This window comes from Arthrobacter sp. 10N418, assembly GCF_056394725.1.
The window spans coordinates 239,329-252,208 of the sequence record NZ_JBFTIK010000003.1 but is presented as its reverse complement, the minus strand read 5'-3'; the positions used below and the strand labels follow the sequence as shown (position 1 = coordinate 252,208).

Annotated in this window: 12 protein-coding genes; 5 read left to right on the top strand and 7 right to left on the bottom strand. The window is 66.6% G+C overall.

Annotated elements, in window-relative coordinates; translation table 11 throughout:
• Positions 1–29 precede the first annotated feature (29 nt).
• A complete protein-coding gene (locus tag AC1DCZ_RS03915) occupies positions 30–1,076 on the bottom strand; it encodes a LacI family DNA-binding transcriptional regulator (protein WP_476973444.1) in 1,047 nt (348 codons plus the stop codon).
• Positions 1,077–1,265: 189 nt separating this feature from the next.
• Here AC1DCZ_RS03915 and AC1DCZ_RS03910 point away from each other — a divergent pair, with 189 nt between their 5' ends.
• Positions 1,266–3,296, top strand: coding sequence for a glycogen debranching N-terminal domain-containing protein (locus AC1DCZ_RS03910; protein ID WP_476973443.1), 2,031 nt, complete (start codon positions 1,266–1,268; stop codon positions 3,294–3,296).
• 198 nt (positions 3,297–3,494) lie between these two features.
• Here the strand turns inward: AC1DCZ_RS03910 and AC1DCZ_RS03905 are convergent, their stop codons facing one another.
• Complete coding sequence (locus AC1DCZ_RS03905) at positions 3,495–3,797, bottom strand: hypothetical protein (protein ID WP_476973442.1); 303 nt, start codon at positions 3,795–3,797, stop codon at positions 3,495–3,497.
• Positions 3,798–4,186: 389 nt separating this feature from the next.
• Positions 4,187–4,822 carry a LysE family translocator gene (locus AC1DCZ_RS03900; RefSeq protein WP_476973441.1) on the bottom strand — a complete coding sequence of 212 codons (636 nt, stop codon included), beginning with the start codon at positions 4,820–4,822 and terminating at the stop codon, positions 4,187–4,189.
• A 418-nt stretch (positions 4,823–5,240) separates the two neighbouring features.
• Here AC1DCZ_RS03900 and AC1DCZ_RS03895 point away from each other — a divergent pair, with 418 nt between their 5' ends.
• From AC1DCZ_RS03895 to AC1DCZ_RS03880, 4 genes are read left to right on the top strand one after another with little or no spacing between them, the layout of a single operon-like run.
• Complete coding sequence (locus AC1DCZ_RS03895; protein ID WP_476973485.1) at positions 5,241–5,567, top strand: YciI family protein; 327 nt, start codon at positions 5,241–5,243, stop codon at positions 5,565–5,567.
• A 44-nt stretch (positions 5,568–5,611) separates the two neighbouring features.
• Entirely contained in the window at positions 5,612–6,970 is a 1,359-nt protein-coding gene (locus AC1DCZ_RS03890) for an RNA polymerase sigma factor (protein ID WP_476973440.1), read from the top strand.
• Complete coding sequence (locus AC1DCZ_RS03885; RefSeq protein WP_476973439.1) at positions 6,967–7,305, top strand: YciI family protein; 339 nt, start codon at positions 6,967–6,969, stop codon at positions 7,303–7,305. Before AC1DCZ_RS03890 ends, AC1DCZ_RS03885 begins: the two co-directional genes overlap by 4 nt.
• A 47-nt stretch (positions 7,306–7,352) precedes the next feature.
• Positions 7,353–7,733 carry a VOC family protein gene (locus AC1DCZ_RS03880; RefSeq protein WP_476973438.1) on the top strand — a complete coding sequence of 127 codons (381 nt, stop codon included), beginning with the start codon at positions 7,353–7,355 and terminating at the stop codon, positions 7,731–7,733.
• Here AC1DCZ_RS03880 and AC1DCZ_RS03875 read toward each other — a convergent pair.
• The 4 genes from AC1DCZ_RS03875 to AC1DCZ_RS03860 form a co-directional block, all read right to left on the bottom strand.
• Entirely contained in the window at positions 7,712–8,665 is a 954-nt protein-coding gene (locus AC1DCZ_RS03875) for an alpha/beta hydrolase (RefSeq protein ID WP_476973437.1), read from the bottom strand. The genes AC1DCZ_RS03880 and AC1DCZ_RS03875 overlap by 22 nt on opposite strands.
• Positions 8,666–8,751: 86 nt before the next feature.
• A complete protein-coding gene (locus AC1DCZ_RS03870) occupies positions 8,752–10,314 on the bottom strand; it encodes a long-chain-fatty-acid--CoA ligase (RefSeq protein ID WP_476973484.1) in 1,563 nt (520 codons plus the stop codon).
• 23 nt (positions 10,315–10,337) lie between these two features.
• The gene (locus AC1DCZ_RS03865; RefSeq protein ID WP_476973436.1) at positions 10,338–11,534 is read right to left on the bottom strand and encodes an acetyl-CoA C-acetyltransferase; all 1,197 of its coding nucleotides are present in this window, start codon (positions 11,532–11,534) and stop codon (positions 10,338–10,340) included.
• A gap of 35 nt (positions 11,535–11,569) precedes the next feature.
• On the bottom strand, positions 11,570–12,826 hold the full coding sequence (locus AC1DCZ_RS03860; RefSeq protein ID WP_476973435.1) for an acyl-CoA dehydrogenase family protein: 1,257 nt from the start codon (positions 12,824–12,826) through the stop codon (positions 11,570–11,572).
• Between the last annotated feature and the right edge of the window lie 54 nt (positions 12,827–12,880).

The window sequence follows — 12,880 nt, the reverse complement described above, 5'->3', positions numbered from 1 at the left end:
GTTCATGGTGTGATGCGGTAGGCGGTGGATCAGGGGGACGTCGGGCTGGCAAGCGGACCGGCGCCGTCGCGCAGGACCAGCCTGGGCTTGAGTAGCCGGTGGGTGGCGGGGACGGGTTGGTCCGGTGAGCCGTCGAGGACGTGGCGAATGATGTCAACGATTTCCCTGGCGGCCTCTTCCACCGGCTGGGCGACGCTGCTGAGCCCCATCGCGGCCGCCACGGGTGTGTCATCGAAACCGATCACCGCCGGCAGGGTTCCCGGTGCCGCGGCCCGGAACTGTTCGGACGCGCCCAGGGCGAGCGAGTCACTGGCGCAGACCACGGCGGTCGCACCCCGCGCCAACAGCAGACGTGCACCCTCGGCGCCCTGGCGCGTACCGTCGGCGACGCCGACGGACAGGGACTCCAGTTCCCGCGGGGGGACAGTTCCCGTGAGGGCGGATGCCCACCCGGAACGCCGGTCATCGCCGACGCCTGAGCCTGCAGGCCAGCCGAGGAATCCGATCCGGCGGTGTCCCCGGCCCAGCAGGTAGTTTGTGGCCTCTGCTGTGCCTGCCCGCCCGTCGACGTCCACCCAGGAATGGGCGCAGTCCTCGTCATCGCCGGAGATATTCCAGGGGCGGCCAAAGGTCACGAAGGGGACGCTTGCCTCTAGCAGCCAGTCACTGCGGGCGTCGCCATGGTGAGTTCCGGCGAGCACAAAGCCGTCCAAGTCGGACGATTCCAGGAGTTCCTCGTAGGACCGGATTTCCGCGTCATCATCCCGGGCGGCAAACAGCGTTACCCGATAGCCGTGCTCCTGCAGGTTCTCGGTCAACGAGTGCAGGAACCGGTCCAGGATCGCACCATTGATGCCGTCCGTAGGCATCAGACGGAAACCCAGGTTGCGGGACCTCCGGGTGCGCAACTGCCTGGCCGCCGCGTTCGGGCGGTAGCCCGTCGCCGAAATCGTCTCGTTGACCCGGCGGAGGGTTTCCGGCTTGACGCGTTCGGGTGCGTTGATGGCATTCGAGACTGTCTGCCGGGACAGGCCCAGCTGTTCTGCCAGGCTGGCCAGGGTGGGCCTCGATGCCATTGGTCCTCCGGGTGTTTTGAACAGAGACGGGTTTTTGGATCGTTCAAATTAGGATAAAACTGTATTTGATCGATCAAAAACGATAGCCTCATCATGGATTGTGGCTCAGGTCACTGTCAACTAGCTGCCGCAAAGCACCCAACTTTCACACCGCTTCAAGGCCCCTGCCGGGCTCCCAGGAGGAACTTCATGACCCAACGCCAGCCGTTTCTGCACGACCTGAGCGTTCTGCTCGCCGCACCAATGCAGGCGTGGAGTGGCCATGACGGGCAGCTTCGATCCGGCGGGGCCCAGGGGATCTACTGCGCCGACACCCGCGTGATCGACGAGGCGATCCTGCTCGTGAGCGGCGAGGAGCCCGAGATGGTCGGAAGCAGCCTGACCGGCGGCGCTGTGGCATCGTTCCAGGCGCTGGTCCGGACGGTCGGAGGCGAAGGAAGCGATCCGCTGGTCCGGCTCGCCAGGACACGCACCGTGACGACCGGGACGGTTTCTGAGGACATTCTGCTTAGCTCTGATCTCTCCCGGGACACCGTGGCGGTCGTGGAGATGGTGCTCGGAACTGATTTCTCGCCGATGGAGACAGTGAAGTCCGGTGCGGCATCACACCCGGTCCAGCCCGTAGAAGGCGACAACGGGTGGCACGCTGCCGCCGGCGGTGTCGCGTCCTCGCTCACTGCGCCCGGCGCCTCCGTCACGCCGGACGGCCACCGGCTCCGGCTGCGCTGGGAGCTCACCGTCCCCGCCCACGGAACGGTGATGGCTGGCTGGTCCGTCCGCGCCGCGGACAGCGAAGCGCCCGTGATCGCCGCCCGGCGCGCCGCTCCCGCGGGTCTGGCTGTCCGCGCCGGAGACCGGCGGCTGACGGCGCTGGCCGAGCGGGCCATGGCTGATCTCGGCGGCCTTCGCATGGCTACGGCCCAGTCTCCGGACGATACGTTCCTGGCTGCCGGCGCGCCCTGGTTCTTCACACTCTTCGGCCGGGACTCGCTGATCGCGGCGCGCATGCTGCTGCCTGTTGATCCCGAGCTCGCGGCGGGAACCCTCCGGACCCTGGCCGCCCGGCAGGGAACGCGGAGCGCCGTCGGGACGGCCGAGCAGCCGGGCAAGATCCTCCACGAGGTGCGCCGCGGTGAACTGCGCTTTCCCGAGGGCAGCGACCACGCGGGGCTGGCCCTGCCGCCGGTGTACTTCGGCACCGTTGACGCCACCCTGCTGTGGGTTTCCCTGCTCCATGACGCCTGGAAGTGGGGCATGCCCGCCGCCGAAGTCGAGGCGTTGCTGGCCAACCTGGACCGTGCCCTCGTGTGGCTCAAGGACTGGGCGGACGCCGACGGTGACGGATTCCTGGAATATATCGATGACACAGGCCATGGCCTGGCCAACCAGGGCTGGAAGGACTCGGGCGACTCCATCCGCTGGAACGACGGCTCCCTTGCCACCGGACCCATCGCCCTGGCGGAGGTCCAGGGCTACGCCTTTGAAGCAGCCGTCAGCGCCGCCGAGATGCTCGATGCCTTTGACCGGCCGGGAGGTGCCGAGTGGCGGGGTTATGCCGAGGACCTGGCCGGCAAGTTCCGGTCGTCCTTCTGGTGTGCCGATGATCTCGGCCCCTACCCGGCCATCGCCCTGGACGCTGACAAGCGCGCCGTTGACGGCGTGGCGAGCAACATGGGCCATCTGCTCGGCACGGGTATCCTCAACGCCGAGGAGAGCGCGGCGGTGGTGCGGCGGCTGATGCACCCCACCATGTTTTCCGGCTTCGGCATCCGCACCCTGGACACCGGCAATGCCGGCTACTGGCCGCTGCGCTATCACGCCGGTTCCGTCTGGTCCCACGACACCGCGGTGATCCTCCAAGGCATGGCCAAGGCCGGGCACACCGGCGAAGCCGCGCAAATCGCCGCGGCGCTGCTGGACGCCGCGGAAGTCTTCAACTACCGGCTGCCCGAGTTGTTCTCCGGTGACACCCCCGAACAGGGAGGCCCGTTGCCGTACCCGGCATCCTGCCGTCCCCAGGCCTGGGCGGCAGCCTCAGTCATTCCAATGATGCTCGCCACGCTGGGACTGACGCCCCAGGGACCTGGAGTGCTGCCCACAACCTGCGCAACCAGCCCGACGCCGTTCGGCGCCCTGCGGGTGGACGGCCTCCAATCAGCCGCCGCCGGCTTCAGCGTAGAAGTCGACGCCGAGGGACGGGTCACTGTAATCCCGGGATAGCCGTCTCCGCGTGCAAGCAAAACGCCGGCCCGGAAAAGGCCGGTTACCGCAGTGCGGACGGCGATGATCGCGGACCGATAGTGCCATCGTTCCTGACCAGATCGGGGACGCAAATGTCAGCGGGACGGAGTGGAAGATATTCCGCCGTCCCGCTGATCTGCGGTCAGTCGATTTCACCCGTCTGGCCGCGAATGGCCGTCACCGAATGAAGTGGTGGTCTCGGTTGTCACCGATGCGGTGGTCACGGCTATCTCCGTGGTCCCGGTGGTCACGGTTATCGCAGCGGTCCCACCAGTTGCCGTGGTCCCACCAGTTGCTGTGGTCCCACCGGTCGAAGCGGTCACACTTGTTGTGGTCGCTGTTGTGGTCCGGCCAGTTTTGGGCGGACATGCTGGCCGGGGCCGGGGCCGGGGCCGCCGCGCTGGCGGGAAGGGCGCTAACGCCCAGACCCAACGCAGCTGTCATGGCGGCGGTCCCAATAATGCGGGTAATTGCATGCATGGGAATGACCTTTACTCATGGTTTACGTCCTGGTTCGATCCACAACGCTATGACCGGCCTGACGGGTCCGCGGGAATGCCGGCTTCTCCTGAGGCGAAGAACGCAAACGCGGTGTGATGTGAACATGTTCCGCCGGTATCAGCCGCCGGCGGTGATGGAGTGCCCGATTCTTCAGGGCCATTGTCCTGCCGGGAGCATTGGCCGGAAACAGGACCATAACCATTAAATGCCCGTTCCGGGCATTTGTACACGGACAAAAAGTCCCGGCCGGCGATGCATTCCGGTGCTGGATGAGAGCTGCCGGCCAGCATGGCCGGACCAGGACAAGAGTCCTCCTCGAACCTCCTCGAACCGGGCGTTGCCGGCCGCGTCGGCCGGCCCTCGGACCACTACGTGGAGGCCAGCGATTTCGTCAGGATTGTCCCGCCAACGCCGACCAGGACGGTACCGGATCCACCGGTGATGATCCGGTTCACGCGGGGGCGGGCCAGTGCCGTGGAGATTCTCTTGAGCGCATGTACCAGCACGATGTACCACGCCAATGCGGTGAGGAGAAAGATGCCGGCCATCAACGCGTGCTGCCCCAGCGGGGGAAGCGGGGCGAGATTGAATTGCGGGAAAAGGGACAGATAGAAGACGGCGACCTTGGGGTTGAGCAGATTGCTGACCATTCCTTGAAGGAATGGTGAGTTCCCGCGGAATCCAAACCCGGGTTCCGGGGCCGTGGGGTGACGGCGGGGGCGGCCGAATGCCTCCAGCAGGGCGCGGGTCCCAAGATAGAGCAAGTACGTGGCGCCGGCGATCCTGATGGCATTGCCAAGAATTTCGGACGCACCCAAGAGTGCCGTGACGCCGAGCACAGCGAGAAGAGCAAGGATCGTGTTACCGGCCATGATTCCGAGTGCGGTTGTTGCCGCTGAGCGCGGCCCGCGGGGTGCGTTCTTCAGCACCAGGGCAAAATCGGGGCCCGGGACCAGGACCACGACGACGCAGGTCAGCGTAAAGGCCATCAGTTGTTCGACCATCAAGGACTTCTTCCGGAGGGATGGATTGTCGGCCCGTATCGGTCGGCGGCTGGCCGACTCCCGCCGGCCGGGCAGGTGACGGGGATGCGACGGCATGCCCTGTCTTTGGCTCGGGCTGACTTTCACCTGTTGCCTTCAAAAGTGTAGCCGTGTCTGGCAGAAGAGCCCGGTTCTATCGGGCCGGCCGCTCCTCTCGCCGGGGCAGACGGGCCGGGATCACCTCACCGTTAGCCGGAAGTCACCGGCCGCGCGGAGTAGGCTTCCTGAACCGGGATTGCAGCGCCGTGGTGCACGCCACATCTATGGGGGTAGATAAAAGAGTGAAGCATCAAAGTATTTTTCGTCAGGTGTCCTTTTGGCGGCATGCCGGCCGTCGTAGTGGTGTAGCAACCGAAAGGGAGGAGTCAACGTGGAGTACATGCTTTTCATCTGTAGTGATCCCGCGGCGCCGGAATATGTGGCGGCCGAGGACAATATCGTGGAGTGGGCGGCCGAGATGGAAGCCCGTGGTGTCGCCCTTCACGGGGACCGGCTGCGTCCGGTGGAGGACGCCACTACGGTTACGGTGCGCGGGGGTGAGGTGGTGGTCTCGGATGGGCCGTTTGCGGAGACGAAGGAATGGATCGCAGGTTATGACATCATCGCGTGTGCCGATCTTGATGAGGCGATCGAGGTCGCGTCCAAGCACCCGATGGCCCGGTTCGGCAAGATCGAGATCAGGCCCGTGTGGCCGCTCGGAGTATAGCCACCCGCCCGCCGGGCGGCGCTGATGACCGGGGGAGGGGCGACGTGGCGCCGGAGCTGACGAAAGTGCGCACCGTGCTCGCGGCGGCCTCCGCGGCGGAGACCGCACGGATCACCGCCACCCTCATCCGGGTGACGGGGGATTGGAGCCTGGCTGAGGATTGTGTCCAGGATGCGTTCGCGCGCGCCCTGGTCGACTGGCCGGCGCGCGGCATTCCGCGGAGCCCCGGGGCGTGGCTGACCACCGTGGCCAGGAACAGGGCGATCGACCGGATGCGCAGTGCCGCGAGCGAAAAGAGGGCGGTCCGTGAACTCGCGATTCTCACGGAGCTCGAAGGTCTGGCACTCGAAGGTCCGGCCGGGGAGGCCGGCAGCGGTCCGGCGGCCGGCGATGACCGGTTGCGGTTGATCCACACCTGTTGCCACCCTGCCCTCCCCCTCGATGCCCGGGTGGCGTTGACGCTGCGCACGGTCGCGGGGCTGACCACAGCTGAGATCGCGCGCGCGTTCCTGGTCCCGGAAGCCACCATGTCCAAACGGCTGGTCCGGGCCCGGGCAAAGATCCGGGATGCCGGGATCCCGTACCGGGTCCCGCCACCGGAGCGGATTTCCGAACGCACGGCCGGGATCCTGGCCGTGCTGTATCTGCTGTTCAACGAAGGCTATTCCGCCACCGGCGGCGACGCACTTCTCCGCGGGCCGCTGGCCCGGGAAGCCATTCGCCTCACCCGGCTGCTGGTGGCGCTGCTCGATGGTTCCCCGCAGGAACCGGAGGCCCTGGGGCTCCTGGCGCTCATGCTGTTCCACCATGCCCGGCGGCGGGCACGGACAGACGACGCCGGGGACCTGGTGACGCTGGAGGAGCAGGACCGGTCATCCTGGGATACGGCTGCCATTGCGGAGGCTGTGACGCTGCTGGCTGCTGCCGACGGGTTGGACATGTCCCGTGGTTCCCGGCCCGGGAGCTACCGTATCCAGGCCGCCATCGCGGCGTGCCACATGAGGGCCCGCGACGCCGGCAGCACAGACTTCGCCCGCGTGGCCTTGCTCTATGACGCCCTTGCCCGGATTGCGCCGTCACCGGTTGTCGAGCTCAACCGTGCCGTCGCCGTTGCGATGTCCCAGGGACCCGGGGCAGGACTGGCCCTCATCGACCGGCTGGACCAAGCCCGTTCACTCGAGGGGTATTACCTCCTGCCCGCGGCGAAGGCTGACTTGTTGCGCCGCCTGGGCAGAAAAACGGAGGCCGGCCGCGAATATCAGCGCGCGTTCGACCTCGCACCCTCCGAGGCCGAGCGCCGCTACCTCGCCAAACGCCTGGCCGAGACCAGCCCCGAATCCCCGTCCGTGCCTGACCCCAGCCCGACCAGAAGCCCGGCACCCGCCGCAAAGGAGCATCAATGAAACACCTCATGCTGATCCCCAACAACGTCGAGACCTGGAACGCGCTCTCCGCGTCCGAGATCGAGGCGATCATGCAGGCGCACACCGCAGTGCAGAAGGAACTCAGGGCCTCCGGAGAGTTCGTCGAGGCTCATGAGCTCGGTGACGAGGCGAAGTTCGTAAGGAACAACGGCAGTACCTGCACCGTGACCGACGGTCCGTACATCGAGACGAAGGAAATCGTGGCCGGCTACTACATCGTCGACTGCGTGGACATGGCCCGCGCCGCGGAAATCGCGGGCAAGTTCGGCGAGGCCAGGCTGTGGCCCATCGAGATACGACGGATCGACCCATGACAACCCTGATATTCAAGCGTCAGTAAAGAAAATACTAGGAGAAATACATGCGCGTACAAATGAAACTGGAACTGGTGCCGCTGCCGGTAGCAGACGTGGACCGGAGTAAGGCTTTCTACACGGACACCGTCGGGTTCAATCTGGATCACGACGTGCAGCCCGGGAATGGCATGCGGATTGTCCAGCTGACGCCACCTGGTTCAGCATGCTCCATCGTCATCGGCTCTGGGATGGGCAACAGCAACCCGGACGGCGGCACGGTCAAGGGCATGCATTTAGTGGTTGACGACATAGCTGCCGCGCGCGAACAACTCATCAACCACGGTGCCACCGTGAGCGATATTGACGACATGGGCGGCGTCAAATTCGCGTACTTCAGCGATCCGGATGGTAACTCGTGGGCGCTTCAGGAGATGGGAGTTATGTGAGTTCCGGTGGCGTCGATGCCAGGCCAAGCCCGGTCCACGCCCAGAGCGTCGCCGACCGCTGCGGCTACCTGCGCCGCGCCTGAGCTTCCCATGACGATTGTGTAGTGGTTCACGTCGGAAACCATTTCGGAGTGCAGCGACGGCTGGATGTCGGTCCACGCGTCAACGGTTTCCTGTGTGTAAAGACCTGGGGACTCGTTGAGGAGCCCGCGCGGCGCCCACAGCAGGACCGTGGGGTGGCGCAGGTCTTGGAGAGCCTGGCGAACGGAGGTCCCGGCCAGGAGATCCTTCGAGTCCTCCGTCATAGCTTCAATGGCGGTCGAGGGACGAAGCTCCGGAGCGTCCCCCATCAAGTCATATCGTGCGTAGGCTTCGACGGCGTCGTTCCATTCGTCGGCAAAGGCCGGGTGGCGGCGCCAGAATCCGAGATACGTTTCGCGGTCCGGGAAACTCATCGACAGGCGCGCGGCCGCGGGCCCGAGGATCGCGGCAATGGCCTGGTCCACGCTGACTCCGGCCGGCAGCGTGAGCGGAAGGCCGCCGTCCACCAGCACGAGCGAGCTCACCCGCTCCGGGTAGGCCCGGGCGAAGACCGCCGCCGCGAAGGCGCCCATGGAGTGGCCAAGCACCACGACCCGGTCAGCCGACGCCGCATCAAGTAGTGCCGCCAGATCCTGGGCGTGGGCGGCCATGCCGAATGGTCCGGGCAACGCGTTGCTGCGCCCCCGGCCGCGCAGGTCCGGCGCGATGATCCGAACGCCGGGGAGGGCATCCGCCAGGACCGTCCACTGCATGTGTGAGGACGTTACGCCGTGCACGGCAAGGACGGTCGGGGCCGAGGGATCAGCTGGCCCCCAGATCGCGGCACGCAGAAGGCCGCCGCGCACGGGAACGTCGATGGTGCTGTAGTCCTTGCGGCTGGTCTCAGTCATGGGTCGATTCCATTTCTGTTGAGCGGAACATCGGCTGAGCCTGAAAGATCTGCGGGGCCGCGACGTTGTGGGCTGGGACCGGTCCTCTAGGATCCGGCGGATTCCGTCGCGAGGTTCCGTTTGAGGATCTTTCCGCTGGGTCCGAGGGGGAGTTCCGTGAGCAGCCTGATGACCCGGGGGTACTTGTACGCGGCGAGCTGTGCGCTGGCGAATTTGATCAGCTCGGTCTCCGTGGCAGTGGCTCCGGCATCGAGCACGATCGCGGCGGCGATTTCCTGGCCGTGGACATCGTGCGGGACTCCGTAGACGGCGGCGCTGACGACCTGCGGGTGGGTGAGCAGGATTTCCTCAACCTCGCGGGGGTAGACGTTGTACCCGTTGCGGATGATCATGTCCTTCTTGCGGTCCACGATTGTCAGGTAGCCGTCGTCGTCCTTCGTCCCGAGGTCCCCCGTGCGGAACCAGCCGTCAACGATTGCCTCGGCGGTGGCCTCCGGCCGGTTGAGGTAGCCCTTCATCAGCAAGTGTCCCCGGATGACGAGTTCGCCGAGTTCGCCGGCGGGCAGCAGTTCGATGCTTTCAATCGTTTCGGCGCGGGAAATCTCAATGTCGACGCCCCAGATCGGGACACCGATGGTGCCGGGCCGGGGCGGCGTGCCGACGTGGTTGAAGGCAGCGACCGGCGACGTTTCGGTCAGGCCATAGCCTTCGTGGATTTCCACCCCGTAAACGTCGCGGAACTTGTCCATCACGGCCAGCGGGAGGGACGCTCCGCCGGAGACGCCGTAGCGGAGGGCGGCCGGACGGACGGCAACAGTCTTGGCGGCTTCCAGAAGCGCCACATACATGGTCGGCACCCCGATAAAGATGTTCACGTTGTGCCGGTCAAGCAGCCTGAGGGCGCCCTCACCGCTGAAGCGCGGCATCATGACAATGGTCGCGCCGGCGCGCAGGCCGGCGTTGAGAACAACCGTCTGCCCAAAGGTGTGGAAAAGCGGCAGGCCGCCGAAGAGGACGTCGCCGGGTTTGAAATCCATCACGCTCGTTAGCAGGACGCTGGTTTGTTCCACCAGGGCGAAATGGGTGCCAAGCGCCCCCTTCGGCTTGCCGGTGGTGCCGGAGGTGTAGAGGATCGTGGCCGTGTCCGAGGGCCGGCAGGGGACGTAGGTCCGGATCGGCTCAGACGCGGCGGCCTCCGCTTCAAGCCGGGGCAGCCCGCCGTCGTCGGCCGCCATCACCGTCAGCACACCGATTCCGCTGGCGGCGGCACCGGCAGCCCCCTCCTTCAGCAGCGGAGCAGCGCAAATCAACAAAGTGGCTCCGCTGTCCTGGAGCACGTACTCGATTTCGCGGGCCTTGAGCAGGGCGTGCACCGGTACCACAACGGCTCCCAGCGACAGAACCGCGTAGTACACCCTGGCGAAGTCCGGAACGTTGGGAATCAAAACGGCGACGGCGTCTCCAGGGCCGATGCCGCGGGCGCGCAGAGCCCCGGCGTAGGCGCGGGTCTGACGCCACAGCTCGCCGTAGGTGGTCTCGTCCTCGTCCACGACGAGCGCGATGCTGTCCGGCGTCCTCCGGGCGGATTCGGCCAGGATGGCTGCGACGGAAATTGTTGCAAAGCCGTCGGCGGAAATGTTGGTGGTCATGGCCTGCTTCTTCGTTGGGATGGTCATGCTTTGAGGATCAGGGCGTCGCCCTGGCCGCCGCCGCCGCAGAGGGCAACGACGCCGGTGCCGCCACCGCGGCGCTTCAGGGCCAGCGCCTGGTGCAGGACCAAACGCGCGCCCGACGCCCCGACCGGGTGCCCGAGGGCTATGGCGCCGCCTTCGGCGTTCACGCCGTCCGTCTCGATGCCCAAGTCCCTGGCGGACTGGATCAGGACCGACGCGAAGGCTTCGTTGATCTCGACGAGATCGAGTTCCTGCACGGTAAGCCCCTCCAGCTTGAGGGCGCGTTCAATCGCCCGGGCCGGCTGGGAATGCAGGGAACCGTCCGGTCCCGCCGTCTGGCCGTGGGCGCCGATTTCGGCAATCCATTCGAGCCCTGCAGCTTCGGCGGCCGCCTTGCTGGCGATCACCAGGGCCGCTGCGCCGTCAGAGAGCGGGGAAGAGGAACCGGCGGTGATGGTGGCCGCCTCGTCTTTGGAGAAGGCGGGCCGGAGTTGGGCCAGTGATTCTGCGGTGGTTTCCGGGCGGATGCCCTCATCATGCTCGAACGTCACCGCGGGGCCCTTGCGTTGGGGCACCTGGATCGGTGCGATCTCCTCGGCGAACACTCCGGCGGCGCGCGCCGCTTCGGCGCGCTGGTGGGACCGGGCTGCGACGGCGTCCTGCTCGGCGCGCACGATGCCGCGCTCGGCGTTGCCGGCGTCAGTGGCGGCCCCCATCAGCAGGCCGCTCACCGGATCCTGCAACCCGTCGTGGTTCAGCGAGTCGAGCATCGGAGCGTCGCCGATGACGACGCCGGCCCGGAGTCCCGGCACCAGGTGGGGGGCGTTGGTCATCGATTCCTGGCCGGCCGCAACGATAAAGTCTGCTTCCCCCGCGCGGATCATCCGGGCGGCGTCAATCACAGCTGTGAGCCCGGACAGGCAGAGCTTGTTGATCGTGACGGTCGGCACGTCCCAGCCAATGCCGGCGGCCAGGCTGGCCTGCCGCGCGGGGCCTTGGCCGGCGCCTGCCTGGATGACCTGTCCGACGATGACGGCCCCGATTTGTTCCGGGGCGACGCCGGTCCGTTCCAGCGCGGCCCGGATAGCGTGCGCGCCCAGCTCGCTGGAGGAGAAGGGCGTGAGGCCGCCGCGGAACCGGCCGAACGGCGTGCGGGCGCCGCCGAGGATGACAGGGATGTTGGCGTTCTGGTTCACGAGGAATCCTTTCGGGGTGGGAGGGAAAGCGTGGATCACGCGAAGGCGGAGGTGCCGGTGATACCCCGGCCGATGATGAGGGCCTGCATTGTTTCGGTGCCTTCGTAGGTGTGGATGGCTTCGATATCGGCGAAGTGCCGGGCGACGCGGTTCGCCAGAAGGATGCCGTTGCCTCCCAGCAGGTCGCGGGCGTTGGACGCGATGCCACGGGCAACGCGGGTGCACGTGTACTTGGCAAGTGAGGCCTGTTCGGGCGTGAGCGCCCCTTCCTCATCGAGCCGCGTCATCTGGACGACCATCAGCTGCATGGTGGCGAGCTCGCTGAGCATCCGGGCCAGTCGTTCCTGCACGATCTGCGAGGCAGCCAGCGGCCGGCCGAACTGCTGGCGCTGCTTGGCATACTGGACCGCGGTTTCGTAGCAGGCGGTTGCATGGCCGACGGCGGACCAGGCGACGCCCAGCCGGGTGGCCAGCAGGACGCGCGCCGTGTCCTTGAAGGACCGCGCCCCGGGAAGGACGTTCTCGTCGGGGACAAAGACGTTCTCCAGCCGGAGGTGGGCCTGCCAGATGGCACGCAAGGCCAGCTTGCCTTCGATTTTCGTGGCGGAGTAACCGGGGGAGTCCTGCGGCACCAGATAGCCGTGGACCTGGCCGTCCTCGCCCCGGGCCCACACAACGCTGACTCCGCCGACTGAGCCGTTGCCGATCCATTTCTTCTCGCCGTTGAGAAGAAAACCGCCGGCCGTTCCAGTGGCCGTGGATTCGAGGGCCACCGCGTCCGAGCCGTGAGTGGGCTCCGTCAACGCGAACGCTGCATACTCCTTGCCGGCGGCAACCGCCGGCAGCCAGCGTTCCTTCTGCAGGTCAGAGCCGCACTCGGCGATGGACCGCAGGGCCAGACCGCCCTGGACCGCGATCATGGTCGCCACCGAGCCATCGCCGCGGCTGATTTCCATGTTCACGAGTCCGGCCGCCATCTTGCTCATCGTGGGGAAACCTTCCACCGCCGTTCCGTCCCGCAGCAGGTCCAGCTCGCCAAGGCGCCCGAGAAGGTGCAGCGGGTAGTCGCCGCGTTCCCAGTAGCTGTCGATGACGGGAAGTACCTCGTTCTGGACGAAGTGCCGGGCGCGGTCCCAGTACGACCGGTCTTCGCCGCTGATACCAGCGAAGACGGACGCCGGGTCCGTGCCCAGGGCCTCCGTCAGAACGTAGTGGGGTTCTACGGTGCCGTCGGGAAAATGGTCCGCAACCGCCGGTGCGGCGAACCCGGCATCGGGCGACGTCGTCGTCATCTATTCGTCCTCCGTCTTGGGGCCCGGTCGTGGGCGCCCTTGTCCTGTGGCTCA